Source organism: Gordonia sp. NPDC003504, assembly GCF_053587995.1.
In genome coordinates, this window is record NZ_JBSFPC010000002.1 from 219,539 (window position 1) to 236,056 (window position 16,518).

The 16,518-nt window shown below is 68.2% G+C and carries 15 protein-coding genes and 1 pseudogene; 8 read left to right on the top strand and 8 right to left on the bottom strand.

The window, feature by feature from the left end; genetic code table 11:
* Positions 1-7: 7 nt before the first annotated feature.
* The 4 genes from ACWDPV_RS05200 (at position 8) to ACWDPV_RS05215 (ending at position 2,946) form a co-directional block, all read left to right on the top strand.
* Positions 8-340 carry a hypothetical protein gene (locus ACWDPV_RS05200; protein ID WP_449742052.1) on the top strand — a complete coding sequence of 111 codons (333 nt, stop codon included), beginning with the start codon at positions 8-10 and terminating at the stop codon, positions 338-340.
* A 38-nt stretch (positions 341-378) separates the two neighbouring features.
* Positions 379-990, top strand: a complete 612-nt coding sequence (locus tag ACWDPV_RS05205; RefSeq protein WP_449742053.1) for an ABC transporter ATP-binding protein — start codon at positions 379-381, stop codon at positions 988-990.
* Complete coding sequence (locus ACWDPV_RS05210) at positions 987-2,186, top strand: DUF6297 family protein (protein ID WP_449742054.1); 1,200 nt, start codon at positions 987-989, stop codon at positions 2,184-2,186. The genes ACWDPV_RS05205 and ACWDPV_RS05210 overlap by 4 nt, the downstream gene beginning before the upstream one ends.
* An 85-nt stretch (positions 2,187-2,271) precedes the next feature.
* Positions 2,272-2,946 carry a hypothetical protein gene (locus ACWDPV_RS05215; RefSeq protein WP_449742055.1) on the top strand — a complete coding sequence of 225 codons (675 nt, stop codon included), beginning with the start codon at positions 2,272-2,274 and terminating at the stop codon, positions 2,944-2,946.
* Positions 2,947-2,995: 49 nt separating this feature from the next.
* Here the strand turns inward: ACWDPV_RS05215 and ACWDPV_RS05220 are convergent, their stop codons facing one another.
* A complete protein-coding gene (locus ACWDPV_RS05220) occupies positions 2,996-3,742 on the bottom strand; it encodes a hypothetical protein (protein ID WP_449742056.1) in 747 nt (248 codons plus the stop codon).
* A 366-nt stretch (positions 3,743-4,108) separates the two neighbouring features.
* Positions 4,109-5,071: an extracellular catalytic domain type 1 short-chain-length polyhydroxyalkanoate depolymerase gene (locus tag ACWDPV_RS05225; RefSeq protein ID WP_449742057.1), complete on the bottom strand. Its 963-nt coding sequence runs from the start codon at positions 5,069-5,071 to the stop codon at positions 4,109-4,111.
* A gap of 98 nt (positions 5,072-5,169) precedes the next feature.
* Here ACWDPV_RS05225 and ACWDPV_RS05230 point away from each other — a divergent pair.
* Positions 5,170-5,598: pseudogene (locus ACWDPV_RS05230) on the top strand (MarR family winged helix-turn-helix transcriptional regulator); the annotation flags it as partial.
* A gap of 108 nt (positions 5,599-5,706) precedes the next feature.
* Here the strand turns inward: ACWDPV_RS05230 and cydC are convergent.
* From cydC to ACWDPV_RS05255, 5 genes are all read right to left on the bottom strand, one after another.
* Positions 5,707-7,407, bottom strand: coding sequence for a thiol reductant ABC exporter subunit CydC (cydC, locus tag ACWDPV_RS05235; protein ID WP_449742432.1), 1,701 nt, complete (start codon positions 7,405-7,407; stop codon positions 5,707-5,709).
* A 55-nt stretch (positions 7,408-7,462) separates the two neighbouring features.
* Complete coding sequence (gene cydD, locus ACWDPV_RS05240; RefSeq protein ID WP_449742058.1) at positions 7,463-9,166, bottom strand: thiol reductant ABC exporter subunit CydD; 1,704 nt, start codon at positions 9,164-9,166, stop codon at positions 7,463-7,465.
* Between the two features lie 4 nt (positions 9,167-9,170).
* A complete protein-coding gene (cydB, locus tag ACWDPV_RS05245) occupies positions 9,171-10,250 on the bottom strand; it encodes a cytochrome d ubiquinol oxidase subunit II (RefSeq protein WP_449742059.1) in 1,080 nt (359 codons plus the stop codon).
* Positions 10,251-10,263: 13 nt separating this feature from the next.
* Positions 10,264-11,829 (bottom strand): cytochrome ubiquinol oxidase subunit I, encoded by a 1,566-nt coding sequence (locus ACWDPV_RS05250; protein ID WP_449742060.1) that lies wholly within the window; start codon positions 11,827-11,829, stop codon positions 10,264-10,266.
* A 226-nt stretch (positions 11,830-12,055) separates the two neighbouring features.
* Complete coding sequence (locus ACWDPV_RS05255; RefSeq protein WP_449742061.1) at positions 12,056-12,934, bottom strand: aminodeoxychorismate lyase; 879 nt, start codon at positions 12,932-12,934, stop codon at positions 12,056-12,058.
* A 75-nt stretch (positions 12,935-13,009) separates the two neighbouring features.
* On the opposite strand from ACWDPV_RS05255, the gene ygfZ reads away from it, so the two are divergent.
* The 3 genes from ygfZ to ACWDPV_RS05270 all read left to right on the top strand — a co-directional run bounded on the left by ygfZ (position 13,010) and on the right by ACWDPV_RS05270 (position 15,173).
* Complete coding sequence (gene ygfZ / locus ACWDPV_RS05260; protein WP_449742062.1) at positions 13,010-14,179, top strand: CAF17-like 4Fe-4S cluster assembly/insertion protein YgfZ; 1,170 nt, start codon at positions 13,010-13,012, stop codon at positions 14,177-14,179.
* Positions 14,180-14,202: 23 nt separating this feature from the next.
* On the top strand, positions 14,203-14,838 hold the full coding sequence (locus ACWDPV_RS05265) for an MOSC domain-containing protein (protein WP_449742063.1): 636 nt from the start codon (positions 14,203-14,205) through the stop codon (positions 14,836-14,838).
* Between the two features lie 155 nt (positions 14,839-14,993).
* A complete protein-coding gene (locus ACWDPV_RS05270) occupies positions 14,994-15,173 on the top strand; it encodes a DUF3073 domain-containing protein (RefSeq protein WP_348804752.1) in 180 nt (59 codons plus the stop codon).
* A gap of 242 nt (positions 15,174-15,415) precedes the next feature.
* Here ACWDPV_RS05270 and purM read toward each other — a convergent pair whose 3' ends face one another.
* On the bottom strand, positions 15,416-16,510 hold the full coding sequence (gene purM / locus ACWDPV_RS05275) for a phosphoribosylformylglycinamidine cyclo-ligase (protein WP_449742064.1): 1,095 nt from the start codon (positions 16,508-16,510) through the stop codon (positions 15,416-15,418).
* Positions 16,511-16,518 lie beyond the last annotated feature (8 nt).

Here is a 16,518-nt window from a genome sequence, read left to right on the forward strand (position 1 = left end):
CCCGACGATGGTCCGCGACCACACCGGCGCACCGCGATCCCTGCCCGTCTATCTGGCATTGATGTGGCTGCCGGTGCTCGTCGATCTCGTATTCGGCGAGACCTCACCGACCCTGTTCGCATCGGTCGTGGCAGCGGTCGTCCTCGCCGGTGGCGCCCTGTCGCCGCAGACCCGGCGGCTGATGGCCGCCGTCCTCGCCGCCCTGCGGGTGCGGTTGCAACGGATACCGGCACCGCTCGACGCCAATCAACCCCGACGACGTCGGGGCACCACCTTCCCTCGAGAGCTGATTCTTGTTCTGCGCGTGGGTGATCCACGCGCACCGACGTTCGCGGCCTGATCCCCCGCCACCGCCGACACCATCTGAAGGATCTCCCCATGCTCTCCATTCGCGGAGCGCGCCGTTCACACGGCGCGCAAACCCTGTTCACCGACCTCGATCTCGACGTACCCGCCGGCCGCTGCGCGGCGATCATCGGCCCCAACGGGAGCGGCAAATCCACGCTGCTGCGTTGCGTCATCGACGACGACCGGCTCGACGCCGGCACCATCGACATCGCCGGGATGCGCCCCGACGAACGGTCGCCCCGCTTTCGGGAACTCGTGTCCGCCGACACCGGCGAACAGGCGGCGTTCTTCGACGTCACCCTCACCGAACACCTCGAACTGCTGGCCCGCGCACATCGCACCGAGGATGCCGACGTCGAGAACGCTCTCGCCGACGCCGGACTCGCCGACCTCGCCGATCGCTTTCCACACACGCTCTCCTCGGGTCAGCAGCAACGCTTCGCGCTGGCCGCGGCGCTGTTACGACCGGCGTCGCTGCTCGTCCTCGACGAACCGGAACGTGCACTCGACTTCGCCGGACAGGAGTGGGTGGCCGAGCGGATCATCGAGGCGAAGAACGACGGGAAGGCCGTTCTGGTGGCCACCCACAGCCCAACCCTGGTGCGGCGGTGCGCCGACGACGTGGTGGACCTCGGCCGATGAGGATTCCCGACCTACGCCTGGGGTGGATGCGCCGGTATGACTTCTCCTGGTTCGAGCTCATCTTCTGTGTGGCCGTTCTCGACGGTTTCGCGAGCTGGCTCCTGACCCCGGCACGAGTGTCCCACGTCGCGACCCTGACCGGCGTCGCAGCGACCCACCCGACCATCATCGGGTGCGTCATCGTTGCGGCGATCGCGGTGGGTGCCTACCGCTGGACGGTGGTGTGGGGACCGGTCCGGGTCGAGGGTGCGATGATGCGCTGGCAATTGTCGGGGCCGGGGCCCCGCGGGCCCGAACTGGCCGGCCGGTTGGGCGGCATCGTCATCACCGTCGTCGCCGGATGTACCGCGGCGGGAGCGCTACTCGGGCTGCTCGCACCCGATTCCCTGGTCACCGTGGTCGGCGTCGCGGCCGGACTCGGGCTCGTCGCGGCCATCTGCGCGTACGGCACCCAGGTCGTCGCCGACCGGCGCCACGGTTGCGCACCTCCCCCGACCTGGCAGTGGTCGCCGAATCGGTTGCACCGGAGCACGATCGCACCTGCCGACGGCTACGCCGGTGCGCTCGGACTGGCCGCGAGCCTGATGGACTTCAGCTGGATCACCGATGCCCGGATCGTGCGGTGGAAACGGGGGGCGACGTCGGCGCCGACCCGGCGCCTGCACCGAAACCCCTATGTTGCCCTGGCGCAGATCGACTTTCGACGACTGCGACGACACCTAGACGGCGTGCTGCGCGCGCTCATCTGCATCGCGGTGCTTCTCGTTGCGCCCCAGGTGGTGAGCATCGCGCACGCCGCGACTGCCGTCATCACGGTGCTCATCTCCTGCGCGGGCAACGCGGTGGCAACAGGCCTGCGCAACGCCTCTGAGAGTGTCGCGATCCGGCGCGCCCTGGGGCTCGATGACCGTCGAATCACACGGGCGCACATGGCTGTTCCCGGATCAGTGATACTCATCGCCGCCGCCGCGGCCGCCGTCGCCTGGTCACTGACGCCGGCCTCGGCGGTGATCTGCTTCGTGGGTTGCGCAGTCGCCGTCCTGCGGCGGGGTACCCGGCCACCCCTGCCGTACGACGCGCCGGTGGTCACCGAGTCGGTGGTCACCGGCGCGGCGACTCAGCCGCTGATGATCGCCGCCCAGGCGCGCGGGATGGTTGCGCTGATCATCACGGCCGTCGCCGCGTCGGTGGTGTGACTCCCTCCCGCAGCGTGGGCGTCGGTCATTCGGCCGAACGACACACACCGCCGGCCGGGGCGCACCGGCCGGGTAAGGTTCACCGATGACTGAATCGGGGAGTCACCACGCCAATCCGTACGCGCCGCCGTGGCCGCAGGCCGGGCAGTACCCGGCGAATCCTCCCCATCCCTACCCCGCCTACGGCGCCCCCGGTCTCTATCCGGGCCAACCACCGTACGGACCGCCCGCCACCAAGCCACCGCTACGGCATGTGGCACTGACCCGTTCGTTGGCCGGAGCATCGATCGTCGTCTACCTCATGATCGCGGTGTTCGGCTTCCTGACCTTCGCCACGGTGACCCGCAACGGTGAATCCGAGGGGTCGACGTTCAACGGGTGGGCTCACTGGACATCGCAGGTTGAGGGCCTCCCGCTCACCGACGGCTCCCACGCGGTCATCTTTCCGGGAGTCCTGTTGCCGCTGCTGATCCTGTTCCCGACGGCGCTGTCGTCGATTCTGATCATGTGCAACGTCGGACGACGCCCCTTCGCGGCGGTCACCATCCTGTTCGGGGTGATCGCCACCGCGGTGGCCACCCTCGCCGTGGTCAACCCATCGGTGGTGGTGGGGACCTTCGACGACAGTTCGGCAACCGTCATCGACGCCAACTACAGCTTCTCCCCCGGACCGTCGGCGATCCTGAACATGGTGATCGGCGTCGTGATCGTGATGCTGGCGATCGGCGTGGTCGCCTTCGGGGGCCGGGCCCGCACCTGAGGGATGACGGTGCACATCCCAAAGATGTTTGGCGACTCGCCCGTCGAGATCAGCGCCCGGCCACCAGGTGGATCACATCGACGACGACGGGTCGTCCGTGCCGCCGCGCCGCCTGCACGTAGTGGATGCCCGGGCCCGGCGGCAGTGGGATCGATTCCCCCGGATGGGCGACCACCAGGTCGTAGGCCCCGCCGAGTCCGGTCATCAGCACCGCAATGCGCCGGTCGCCACGATTGTGCACCACAGCGAGCCCGCCGGTGTGCGTGCACTCGACGCCGGCATCGGCGACGTGGGTCGGCTCGCCGACATCCCAGTCCCCCGTCGCGGTCCCGTCCACGGCCGACGGCGAAGTGCGGGGCGTCCAGAACTCGTCGACCCCGTGGATCACCGACCAGTCCACATCACCGGGACGCGGCGAGTGCAGCAGGACGCACGGATCGTCGTCGTCGATGATCTGCCCGACCAGCACCGGGCGTCCGTCGCGACGCTCACCCTGCAGGATGTGGAATTCGACGTCCGGCAACGCGGCCGAGGAACCGCTGGGCAGCAGAGTGAATCGGGTGCCGGTGGTGCCGGCGAATCCCGGGGTCGACAGCACCGCGAGATTGCGGCAGCCGCGGTTGTGCACGGTGAGGTGTGAGTCGCGGTTCCCGGGTTTGGCCACCGAGTAGCTCAGTCCGCCGGCGTGGCCGGTGAGCCAGGTGCCGGCGCCGTCGTCGGTCCATTCACCGTCGTCGGGGGTGAGGAACCGCGACGTGGTGGTGCGTCGAGGCGGCTCCGTCAGCATCGTGGTCATGACCGGCCTCCTGTGTAGAGCGAAGAACTGTGTGCATTCAGTGCACCGCGCCCCGGTCGGCGTGCACATGAGTAGCCGACTACCCGAAATGTCGGATCCACTTCCCCCGAACATGAAACGGCCCCCGCACCACCCGAGTCGTCGGGTACCTCGAGCAGGACCTGCTCGGGTGCGGGGGCCGGGTGACCACCTGGTATTCGCCAGTGCGAGTACGTGATCTGACGATCACATCAGCGGATATCAGATGGGACTCCGCGCTAGCGGATGGTCACCTCACATGTCCGTAAATCACTCAACGTCGGACCACCTCCTTCCTTGTGTACCGACGAACCTACGCCGGGTCTGCCGACGCGGCAACGCATTTACTCACACCGGCGCCGGGTGCGCCGCGAAGAACCGCCAGACGGTGGCGGTGGCGTCGAGGGCGTCGGACGGCGGGTCGGTCCCCAGGGCGCGTTCGAGTACCGGAGCGCCCGGCGCACCCGGCCATTGATGACCGGCTCCGGCCACGCCGATCAGTTCGACGGCCCGCCCCGACGGACAGACGGCGGTCTCGCGGGTCACCGGTCCGACGACCACCGGCGTCGGCGCGGCACATCCGTCGATGCGGCGCCATGTCGCGCTGACCTCGGGTACCGGCGGACCGTCGACCCTCGCGGTCCCGCCGAGGTTGAACGCCTCACCCGGCCCACCGGCGTACGGGACCCGACCGTCGGCGGTGCCATGGATCTGGAGCACCGATGTCGGTGCGGCCGAGCCACATCCGGTCAGCAGGGTTCCGGCCACCGGGGCCACCGCCGCGAAGAGCGTTGTCTGACAGGCCAACCGGAGCGCCATCATCGCACCGTTGGACATTCCGGTGACGTAGATCCGGCGCGGATCGATCGGGCCGCGTCGCGTGATATCCGATACCACGGCACCGATGAAGGCGACGTCGTCGACGTTGCGGGATTGTGCCGGCCCGCAGCAGCTTCCGGCATTCCACGATCGGGCGACGCCGTCCGGGTAGGCGACGATGAACCCATCGCGGTCGGCCTGGGCATCCCAGCCGTAGCTGCGTTGTGCCTGTGCCGCGCTTCCGTAGCCGCCGTGCAACATGATCACCAACGGCATCGCCTGCTCGGTGGTGCCCGGCCGGTGGATGCGGTAGTCGCGGGCCATGCCACCCACGCTCAGCGACTGCGCAGAGTCGCCGATGGGGATCTCGTTCGACGGCGCGCCGGAGGCGTCTCCGGGACGGACCGCACACCCGGCGACGATCACCACCACCACGACCAGCGACGCGACGATCCCCGCGGTTGCCGATGCCGCCCGTGTGTGCGCGCTCATGCGTACGAGTGTGGCCGACATCGACACAATTGACAAGCTTATTGACAAAATGCGGTTCGGTCCTCGGCGACACTCCCGACGTTTGGCACACTCAGGCCATGCCCCCACCCGCCGCCGGTGTGACGCCCACGGTTCCGGCGCTCGTACAGATCCTGTCCGCATCCGCCGGTCCGCGGCTGACGCGGGCGTTCGCCGACGCCGGACTCGACAACCTCCGTCCGGGGCAGGCGCTGGCCTTGACCGCACTCGTCGGCGGTCCCGTGCACGCCAGTGACATCGCCGGGCGCCTCGGGATCAGCCGTCAGGCGGTGGCCCAGGCGGTCGCGGCACTGGATCGGCATGGTTACCTGACCCGCAGCACCGATCCCGCCGACGGCCGCGCCAAACTCGTCACGCTGACCGACCGCGGATGGGCGGCACTGCGCGTGATGCGGTCGAGTGCACTGGCCCTCGAACAGCAGTGGCGTTCGCTACTGGGCGACGAACGCCTCGCCGAGTTCGCCGACGCCCTGACGACGCTGATCTCGCACAGCGGTGGCAGCGGATCCGACGGCAGCGGGTCAGACGGCAGCGGGTCAGACGGCAGCGGGTCAGACGGCAGCGGGTCAGACGGCAGCGGGTCAGACGGCAGCGGGTCAGACGGCACCGAGATCCAGGACCAGTGAGGACGACGCCGCGGCACGCTCCGGCAACTGATGGGTGATCACCACGACGGTGCGCCCGGGACCGAACATGCCCGAGGTGGGGTCGAGAATGCGCTCGAGGAGACGCTGCGCGTCGGTGGCATCGAGGTGTTCGGTGGGTTCGTCGAGGACGACGATCGGCGCACGGTGGATCAGGGCCCGGGCCAACAGCAGGCGACGTCGTTGCCCTCCCGAGATCGACTCGGCCCCACCGGTCAGCGTGGTGTCCAGCCCCTCCGGCAGCTCGGCGACCCAGTCGTCGAGACCCACCTCGGCGAGTGCGGCGTGCATCTCCTCGACGGTGACATCGCCGCGTGCGACCCGCAGGTTCTCGGCCACCGACGTCGAGAACAGATGCGCCTCCTCGGCGAAATAGCATGTCGCCGAACGCACCGCGATCCCCTGCCCAGAGGCCTCGCGCGCGTCGACGTGGCCGCCCTGCGGCGCCAGCAGTCCGGTCATGGTCAGCGCCAACGTCGACTTGCCGATGCCACTCGGGCCGATGACGGCCATCCGCGATCCCGGTGTCAGAATCACGCTCATTCCGCCCGCGGGACCGAGCAGGGCCTTCGGCGACCAGCCCCAGCGCAGATCCTGCAGGTGCAGCGTCGCGGGTCCGTCGTGTACGGGCACGTCATCGATCACCGAGTGGGTGACACCCGAGGTGCCCGCCCCGGCGCCGTCGACGAGAGCCATCACCCGCGCGGCACTCTGTCGGCTGCGTTCGAGTTGGATGCCGGCCTCGGTCAGGGGTGCCGTCGATTCGAATGCCGACAGCGGCAGCAGGATCAGCACGCCGAGCACCATCGGGGTCAGTTGGCCGGTGACGCTCGAGACGTCGGCGAGCGATCCGGACACTCCGGACGCCAGCCCGATGCCGATGAGGCATGCGGCGAGTAGGGATGCCCCCAGCGACAGTGGGGTTGCGGCCGCGGCCGTGGCCTCGATCCGTTCGCCACGATCGGTGGCGACGATCGCGTCGGCGTCGGCGGCCGCACCCGCCGCGAGCACCGCATTCCGGCGCCGCGCGACCACCAGTTCCGGTGCGTGCCACAGTGCGGTCGTCACCGCCTGCGCGGACCGGCCGGTGGCGTCGGCGCCGTCGAAGATCGCCCGTGTCGATCCGCGGGCGGCCAGCCATGGGGCGATCACCCCGGAGACGATCAGCGCGATCGCCAGGATCAGTGCCGCCCAGCCCGACACCATCGCCATGATCGCGACCGCCGCGACCGACGTGGTCAGGCCCACCCCGATCGGGACCAGTCCGCGAATCAGCGCGTTGCCGATCTCGTCGACATCGTCGCCGGTCCGGGTGAGCAGTTCCCCACGACGCAGGGTCACCGAGTAGGCCGGCGAGCCGGATGCCAACGCCACGTAGAGGCGTTCCCGTGCCGTGGCCATGGCGCCCAAGGCCAGGTCGTGGGTGGCCAGCCGCTCGAGATAGCGGAACAGGCCGCGCGAGATGCCGAGGGCGCGAACCGCGGTGATGGCCAGCGACAGGTAGAGCACCGGCGGCATCTGCCAGGCCCGGGTGATCAGCCACGCCGACAACGCGGCCAACCCGAGCGCCGAGAGTGCGCCGGCGACCCCGAGCAGGACCGACCACAGCACCGGACGCCACCGCAGACCGAGGAATCCCAGCGCCCGGATCAGCGGGTCACCGCGCCATCCGGCCGGCGACGGTGTGGTGACGGGCTGCAGGGCTGACTCAACCGACACCGATGGCCTCCGGGAAGTCGATGACGGCCCCGGCGAACTCCCGGACCACCGGGCGGTGGGCCACGACGATGACGGTGTCGCCGGCCGCCGCCCGGGCGGCCAACGCCGCCAAGACCCCACGTTCGGCGTCGGCATCCAGATGGGCGGTCGGCTCGTCGAGGATCAGCAGCGGTGAGGGTGAGGCCAGGACGCGGGTGAGGGCGAGCCGTTGACGCTGCCCGGCCGACAGCCCCGTTCCCCCGGCACCCAGGACCGTCCGGTCGCCGTCCGGCAGCGACGCCACCACCGCATCGAAACCCGTTGTGGCGGAGGCACGTCGGAGCGCCACCGGATCAAGCGCACCAAACATCGCCAGGTTGTCGGCGACGGTGCCGGGAACCACCACCGGTTGCTGCGGCAGCCACGCTACCTGTTCGTGGAATGCGGTGGGTTCGAGTTCGGCCACCGGCACCGAACCGATCAGCACCGAGCCCTCATCCGGCGACAGCAAACCGAGGATCACCGCGATCGTCGTGGTCTTCCCGGAACCGTTGGGCCCTGAGAACACCGTCAGCGCACCGGGTTCGGCGGTCGCCGTCAGCTCGTAGGGCGCCCAGCCGTTCCGCCCGTGCACACCCACGTCGAGCAGCCGGATCGGTGCGCCGGCCACCGTGACGGTGCGGGTGCGCGTCGAAGTGGTTGTCGCCGTTCCTGATTCGATGAGGTCGGCGACCTCTCCGGCGGCGGCGACCCCGTCAGCCGAGTTGTGGAACTGTGCGCCGACCTGCCGCAGCGGGAGATACGCCTCCGGCGCCAAGATCAGCGCCAGCACACCGGCATACAGGCTCATGTCGCCGTACACCAGACGCAATCCGATCCCGACCGCGACCAACGCCACACACAGGGTGGCGAGCAGTTCGAGCACCCCACCGGAGAGGAAGGCGATCCGCAGCGACGACATGGTGCTGCGCCGATGCGACTGGCCGAGGTCGGCGACCTGCCGGGCCGGGGTGCGGGCACGGCCGAGGGCCCGCAGCGTCGGCAACCCGGTGATCAGGTCGAGCAGCTGCGCCGACAACCGGCTCATCGTGGCGAGTTTGCGTTCGGTACGGTCCCGCGTCATCACCCCGATCAGGATCATGAACAGCGGGATCAGCGGCAGCGTCACCAGGATGATCACCGCCGACGGCCAGTCGACCACGCCGATGACCGCGACGACGGTCGGGGTCACCAGCACCGTGACGATCAGCGCGGGCAGATAGGCCGACAGATACGGCCGCAACGCGTCGAGCCCGCGGAGCAGCACGGTGGTGGCATGTTCCCTGCGCTGCAACAGCTCTCGCGGCGACACCCGGTCCGGATCGGTGAGCACCCCGAGCGCGCGGGCGCGCAACTCGGCGATCGCGGTCGCCGACGCCCGGTGCGCATACCGGTCGTGGGCGAACGAGGTGATCACCCGCACCACCAGCGCCGCGACGAGCACCCACAGGTGCACCGCCTGCGCCCCGAGCGACCGCGCCGACGGGTCGGTGACGAGTTCGGCGAGGATCGACGCCGTCATCGCCGCGGTGACGATGACACTGACCACCGTGATCGCGGCCAGAGCCGCGGTGACCACCACATAGACGCGGGTGGCGGGCGAATACCGCAGCAGGCGCGGGTCCAGCGGTGGCCGGGCCCGGCGCCGTGCCGCGACCGGCTCGGCTACCGACACAACGTCACTGCCACGCCTTCAACGAGGGCAACCCGATCGGATCCGGGATCTCGTCGACGCTGATCCGCTTGCGGAACACCCAGTACGTCCAGGCCTGGTAGGCGATGACGATCGGCGTCATGAGGAGCGCTGCGATGGTCATCACGGTCAGGGTGTAGTGGCTCGACGCGGTGTTGGCGATGGTCAGGCTGTAGTCCGGGTTGGTGCTGGACGGCAGGACATCCGGGAACAGCACCGAGAACAGCGTGGCCACGGTTCCGGCGATCGCGATCGATGTCGCCAGGAAGGCGATGCCCTCCCGATTGACCTGGGTGGCAGCGACCATCACCAGTGCGGCCACGGCGGCGATGAGGACCGGGATCCAGGTCCAGCCGTTGCCGTAGGCGAACTGCGTCCACAGCAGGAAGGCCGCGGCGACGACGAGCGTCGGAATGGCCAGTGTCTTCGCGTATTTCATCGCGTCCTGTTGCAGCACACCACTGGTCTTGAGGCCGAGGAAGACCGCACCGTGGGTGAGGAAGGCCAGCAGCGTGGTGGCCCCACCGAGCAGGGCGTACGGGTTGAGGAGATTGAAGAATCCTCCGGTGTACTGCGCGTCGGCGTCGATCGGCAGACCGCGGATCACGTTGGCGAAGGCCACACCCCACAGGAGCGCGGGAATCCAGGAACCCAGACCGATGCCGACGTCGCACCAGGTGCGCCACTTGGGGTCGTTGATCTTGCCGCGCCACTCGATGGCGACGACGCGGGTGATCAACCCGATCAGGATCAGGAACAGCGGGAGGTAGAACGCGGTGAACATCGTTGCATACCAACCACCGAACGCCGCGAACAAGGCGCCGCCGGCAGTGAGCAGCCACACCTCGTTGCCGTCCCACACGGGACCGATGGTGTTGAGCAGGGCGCGTCGACGCTTGTCCGGGTCGGCGATGTCGGACTCGGGCGACACCTTGTCGTCGCCGCCGGTGTGGCTCGACCCGAGGAAGGACATGAGCATGCCGACGCCGAAGTCGAATCCCTCGAGGACGAAGTACCCGATGAACAGGACCGCGACGAGGATGAACCAGAGGTTTTCCAGAGACATCTACGTCACCCTTTCAGTACGCGAACGAGAGTTGTTTGGGTTCATCGGAATCGGCGTCGTCGGTCTCGACCTCCGGTGCGACGTTGTCGTGCGCGCCCGGCCCCTCGATGGCGTAGCGGCGTTGCAGCAGGAACCACACCACACCGAGTCCGCCGTAAATGAGGGTGAAACCGATCATGGTGACCCACAGGATCGGTGGCGTGTGATTGGAGACGCCGTCCTGCACGAGCATGCTGATGCGGGTGGGATCGAGATCGTCGACCCAGTTGGGGGCGACCACCCACGGCTGACGACCCATCTCGGTGAAGATCCAGCCGGAGGCATTGGCCAGGAACGGCGTCGGGATCAACCAGAGCGCGAGTATGCCGAACCGTCTGGATTCGACCACCCGCTTTTTCCGCGTGAACCACAGGCCGCCCAGTGCGATGATGACCGATCCGAGCGCCCAGGTGATCATCGCGCGGAAGGCCCAGTAGGTGACGAACAGGTTCGGCGCGAAGTTCTGCCCCGGCATGTTCATCTTCTGCTGGTACTCCTGCTGGAGCTGATTGACGCCCTCGACCTCACTGGTGAAGCTGTGATCGGCCAGGAACGACAACATCTTCGGGATCTCGATGAGGTGATCGATGGAGCTGCAGTTGTTCTGCCGTCCCACGGCCAGCACGGAGAACCCGGCACCGTCCTCGGTGTTGCACAACGATTCCGCCGCGGCCATCTTCATCGGTTGCTGCTTGAACATGATCTGCGCCTGCAGATCTCCGGTGACGAAGAGCAGCAGACCCGACACGATCGTCACCCATAGCGCGAACCGGGTCACCGGCCGCCACAGGTCGCGGGCGTCACGCTCGAGATCCTCCGGCGTCGCGTCGATCTGACTGGGCGAGGTGGTCTTGGGCATCCCCGAGGTGTCACCGGTCTCGATGGCGTGGCGAAGCTTCTTGGCGCGCCACATGTTCCGGCTCATCCACCAGATACCGATGCCCGCGACGAAGGTGCCCGCGGTGAGCCAGGCACCGGTGATCACGTGTGGGAACGCGACCAGCGTCGTGTTGTTGGTGATGACCGCCCAGAAGTTGTTCATCGCCGGACGCTCGCGCGCCTCATCCCACGCCACCCCGACCGGGTGCTGCATGAACGAGTTGGCGGCGATGATGAAGTACGCCGATGCGGTCACACCGACCGCGGCCAGCCAGATGGTGGCCAGATGCACCCGCCGCGGCAGGCGCGACCAGCCGAAGATCCACAGACCCAGGAACGTCGACTCCAGGAAGAAGGCGATCAAACCCTCGAGGGCCAGCGGCGCTCCGAAGACGTCGGCGACGAATCGGCTGTATTCGCTCCAGTTCATGCCGAACTGGAACTCCTGCACGATGCCGGTCGCCACACCCAGTGCGAAGTTGATCAGGAACAGCTTGCCGAAGAACTTTGTGGCCCGTAGCCACTGTTCGTTCCCGGTCTTGTGCCACACCGTCTGCATGATCGCGACCATCGGCGCGAGGCCGATGGTCAGCGGAACGAAGATGAAGTGGTAGACGGTGGTGATACCGAATTGCCACCGGGACAAATCCAGAGCGTTCAACGTCGCCTCGAATCGCGTAGCCGCGCTCGGGCTGCGAGACACGGACTGGAACGAAAGCTGAGTACTACCGGTAGTAGTACTCGTGATGGTGACGCTACGCCTGGCCACACCCGTCGACAACCGACCAAGGTCCCGTCACCGAACATTCAGTTGTGGGCTGGGTCTCGTTTATGTTAGGGATCACCGGCCGCGAACGTTGCGAAATGTCCGATCCCGTGAATCGACCCTATTCTCGATCAACCGAAATCGCTCGGTCGACCAGATCGACGAATTTCTTCGCGTCCTCCGGCACCGACAGCGGATGCCCGTTGAGTTTGGTGACCCGGGCGGCGAGGGTCACACTGCTGATCAGCCAGACCGAATCGGCCTCGATGAGGTCCGCCGGGCGGAGGACCCGGGTCTCGGTGCGCCAGCCCTCCTCGGCCGCGAGCGCGAACGTCGCGACCTGCGTGGTTCCCGGCAGGATGCCGATCTCGGCCGGCGGGGTGACCAGTGTCTCTCCGATCACCGCGACGACCGTCGACCGTGGACCCTCGAGGACCGCACCCTCGCTGCTGACGTAGATGACGTCGTCGTAGCCGAGTTCGGCTGCGTGCCGCAGCGCCCCCATGTTGGTGGCGTAGCTGAGGGTCTTGGCCCCCAGGAGTTGCCACGGCGCCGTCGCGGCCAGATCGATCGAATACCCGCGTTCGAGTGTGATCACCGAGACACCGTGCTCGCGTACCGCGGTCGCGCGTTCGGCGACCGGACCGACGGTCAGATACGCCGTCGGCTCCGGCTTCGGCCCGGCGCTCTCCCGCCCCCGCGAATACACCAGGCGCACCAGCCCCTCGGTGCCCGAACCGTGACGCTCCGACCAGGTCCGGGCGGCGACGTCGATCGCAGTGCGCCACGCGTCGACGTCCGGCTCCGGCAGATCGAGCATGGCCGCGCTGCGGGCCAGCCGCTGCAGATGCAGTCCGACGGCGCGGGCGCGACCGCCACGGATCAGCAGGGTCTCGAAGATCCCGTCCCCGCGCACGGCGGCGAGGTCATCGGCGTAGAGGAACGGGGCGTCGGGATCGAGGACCGTTCCGTCGAGGGCAACCAGAAGCGACTGCGACATGCCGAACAGCTTAGGACGCGGGGCCGCGCAGCCGAGGACGACGGTCGGCGCACCGTCGGCGGGTAGACTCGACGCGTGACCCGCTCACCCATCCTGACCAGGTATTCCGTCGACGGCGCAGTGGGCGCACCCGATGATTCATCGTCGGTCGCCTGGCATTACGGCGACCCGCTCGGCGAACAGCGCGCGGCCATCAGCGGGGCGATCATCGTCGACCGCAGCGACCGCACGGTCATCGAACTGCCCGGCCCGGAACGCCTGACGTGGCTCAACACCATCTGTTCTCAGCGTCTCGACGATCTCGGCGACCGGCGATCCGCCGAAGCACTGTCGCTCGACGCCAACGGACGCGTCGAGGACCACTTCGTCATCACCGACGTCGACGAGGTGACCTGGATCGACACCGAACCCGCACGCGGTGAGGCCCTGCTGACGTTCCTCACCCGGATGGTGTTCTGGGCCAAGGTCTCCCCCGCGGCCCGCCCCGACATGAAAGTGCTGACCCTCATCGGTCCCGGCGCGTTCACCGGCCCGATCGCCGAGCTTCTCGAGATCGACCCGGATGCGGCGACGTATCAGGTGGGCGATCTGCCCGAGTCCCATCACGAGGACGAACCACTCGGCTTCTGGCGGATCATGCCACCGCTGTCCGAGGGGCCGCATTCGACCACGATGCTGCCCGTCGTCGACCTCGTCGTGCCGGAATTCCTGCTGCCGACATGGTGGGACGAACTCGTCGAGGCGGGCGCACGGATGGCCGGGAGCTGGGCGTACGACGCGCTGCGCGTCGCCGGGGTCCGCCCCCGGCTCGGCGTCGACACCGACGACCGCACCATCCCCCATGAGACCGGCTGGATCGGCGGCCCCGAGCAGGCGGGAGCGGTGCACCTGGACAAGGGCTGCTACCGCGGGCAGGAGACGGTGGCCCGGGTGCACAACCTCGGCAAGTCACCGCGGCAACTGGTGCTACTGCATCTGGACGGCAGCTCGGATCATCGGCCCTCACCTGACGAGGCGATCACCGCGGGCGGTCGGACCGTCGGACGTCTCGGTACCGTCGTCGACCACTTCGATCTGGGTCCCATCGCCCTGGGATTGGTCAAACGGAGCATCGGCGCCGACGTCGATCTCACCGTGGGCGATGAGAACCCCGTCGCGGCGCGCATCGATCCGGATTCGTTCGCCTCCGACGATCACGTCCAGGCCGGTCGCGCGGCCGTGGACCGGCTCCGCGGCCGGGCGTGACCGGCGGCCGGGGGGTGACGGGCATGAGTGATCACGGCGTCGTGCTGGCGGTGTGTTCCGTGGTGGCCGACATCGACCTCGGCAAGGCCGGCATCAGCGCCATCGACAAGCGACCCCAGCAGGGCCGGATCGTCGTCGGCGAACTGGGCCTGACCACCGACCACGTCTGCGACCGCAAACATCACGGCGGGCTGGATCAGGCTGTGTACGCCTACGACGATGCCGAGGCCGCCCGGTGGGCCGACGAACTCGACCGTGATCTGCCTTACGGCTGGTTCGGGGAGAACCTGCGCACCACCGGCATCGCGGTGACCGACGCGATCGTCGGCGAACGCTGGGCGATCGGCGACGACGGCGTCGTCCTGGAGACCACGATCCCCCGGATCCCGTGCCGCACCTTCGCCGCATGGGCCGAGGAGGACCGGTGGGTCAAACGCTTCATGCAACGCGGCGACAGCGGCTCCTACCTGCGGGTTGTCCACCGCGGGACCATCGGCGCGGGCGATGCCGTCACCGTCGTGCATCGACCGGACCACGGTGTGCGGGTGCGCGACCTGCTGACCGGCACCGACGCCGACGCACTGGAACGTCTCCTCGCCCAACCGGACCTGGCCCCCAAGGTCGCGCGGGAGGCCTCGCGGCACCTCGCCCGGTCCTGACGAGGGTGCCGAACCGCTGCTCGGCGTGGCGTGACCGGGGCAGTCCGCGTAATCGGAGAACGCGCGCTAAACTGGTCCCCACGACATACTCAACTACCTAGAGAACGGGGCCGCCACACGTTTGGCCGCCCCGTCATTGTGCGAGGGGGTCCCATATGGGCCGCGGCCGGGCTAAAGCAAAGCAGACGAAAGTTGCTCGTCAGCTGAAGTACTCCACTCCGAACACCGACTTCGAGAGCTTGCAGCGCGAGCTCTCGGGGACAACGGCGGACTCACCAGACCGCCCGGATCCGGTGGACGAGTGGGCCGAAGAAGACGAGTGGCGCCGCGCCTGAGCGCGCGGATTCCTCCTTCGTAGTTCTTATCTGACGTCACTGCCCAGACGTCGACTCGGTGACGTCCACCAGCCACCGATCTCACGAACCCCACCGTCGGGACCTTCTCCAGGAGAATTCCGGCGGTGGGTTTCGTTGTCCCTCGGCCCCGTCGAGTGGGCGCCCTTTCCCGTTGACTGGGCGCACATCTCCATCGAGTGGGCGCGATATCGCGTCGAGTGGGCGCACTGCGTGTCACGGTGTCAGAACCGCGGGTGATCTCCCCGAAGCGTCGCAGCGCCGTGCGAGTCAGAGCTGCGCTTGATCGTGCCGAGCACCCAGTTGTCGACGTGCCGTGCGGTCAGCACCGCCTGCGCGCGATCGGTGTCCTCCGGAGCCACCACGGCGACCATGCCGACACCCATGTTGAAGGTGCGTTCCATCTCCAACTGCTCGACCCGACCGCGCTGGGCGATCATCGCGAAAATCGGTGCGGGACTCCAGGTATTGCGCTCGAGTTCGGCGACCAAACCCGCCGGGATGACGCGCGCCAGGTTCTCGGCGAGGCCACCACCGGTGATGTGGGCGAAGGTGCGTACGTCGGCCTCGGCGGCCAGCGCGAGGCAATCGCGAGCATAGATGCGGGTGGGTTCGAGCAGTTCCTCACCGAGCGTGCGACCGAACTCCTCGACGTGCCCACCGAGATCCATGTGGCCGTAGTCCAGCAGGACCTTGCGGGCCAGTGAATAGCCGTTGGAATGCAAGCCGGACGACCCCATCGCGATCACCACGTCGCCGGCGCGGACCTTGTCCGGCGAGAGCACCTGATCGGCCTCGACGACGCCGACCGCGGTGGCCGACAGATCGTAATGATCATCACGCATCAGTCCGGGATGTTCGGCCGTCTCACCACCGAGCAACGCACATCCGGCGATCACGCAACCATCGGCGATGCCGCCCACGATCTCGGCGACGGTCTCGGGGACGACCTTGCCGATGGCGATGTAATCCTGCAGGAACAGCGGTTCGGCACCACAGACGACGAGGTCGTCGACACACATGGCGACGAGATCCTGACCGACGGTGTCATGCTTGCCGACCGCCTGTGCCACAGCGAGTTTGGTGCCGACGCCATCGCTGGCCGCGGCGAGAACCGGCTCACGGTAGTTGCCCTTGAGGGCGAAGAGTCCGGAAAAACCACCGAGGCCACCGAGGACCTCGGGCCGGGTCGCACGCTTGGCGTGCGACCCGATCAGTTCGACGGCCCGTTCACCGGCGTCGATGTCGACCCCGGCCGCCGCGTAGGACAGTCCCTCGGAAGAGTTCGTATTCTCGGCAGCCGAATCAGCGTCACTCACGGATGACA

Bases quoted from the DNA above. Each gene is read 5' to 3' on its own strand.
- ACWDPV_RS05200 (WP_449742052.1), top strand. From the start codon at position 8: ATGGTCCGCGACCACACCGGCGCACCGCGATCCCTGCCCGTCTATCTG.
- ACWDPV_RS05205 (WP_449742053.1), top strand. From the start codon at position 379: ATGCTCTCCATTCGCGGAGCGCGCCGTTCACACGGCGCGCAAACCCTG.
- ACWDPV_RS05210 (WP_449742054.1), top strand. From the start codon at position 987: ATGAGGATTCCCGACCTACGCCTGGGGTGGATGCGCCGGTATGACTTC.
- ACWDPV_RS05215 (WP_449742055.1), top strand. From the start codon at position 2,272: ATGACTGAATCGGGGAGTCACCACGCCAATCCGTACGCGCCGCCGTGG.
- ACWDPV_RS05220 (WP_449742056.1), bottom strand. From the start codon at position 3,742: ATGACCACGATGCTGACGGAGCCGCCTCGACGCACCACCACGTCGCGG.
- ACWDPV_RS05225 (WP_449742057.1), bottom strand. From the start codon at position 5,071: ATGAGCGCGCACACACGGGCGGCATCGGCAACCGCGGGGATCGTCGCG.
- cydB (WP_449742059.1), bottom strand. From the start codon at position 10,250: ATGTCTCTGGAAAACCTCTGGTTCATCCTCGTCGCGGTCCTGTTCATC.
- ACWDPV_RS05255 (WP_449742061.1), bottom strand. From the start codon at position 12,934: ATGTCGCAGTCGCTTCTGGTTGCCCTCGACGGAACGGTCCTCGATCCC.
- ACWDPV_RS05265 (WP_449742063.1), top strand. From the start codon at position 14,203: ATGAGTGATCACGGCGTCGTGCTGGCGGTGTGTTCCGTGGTGGCCGAC.
- ACWDPV_RS05270 (WP_348804752.1), top strand. From the start codon at position 14,994: ATGGGCCGCGGCCGGGCTAAAGCAAAGCAGACGAAAGTTGCTCGTCAG.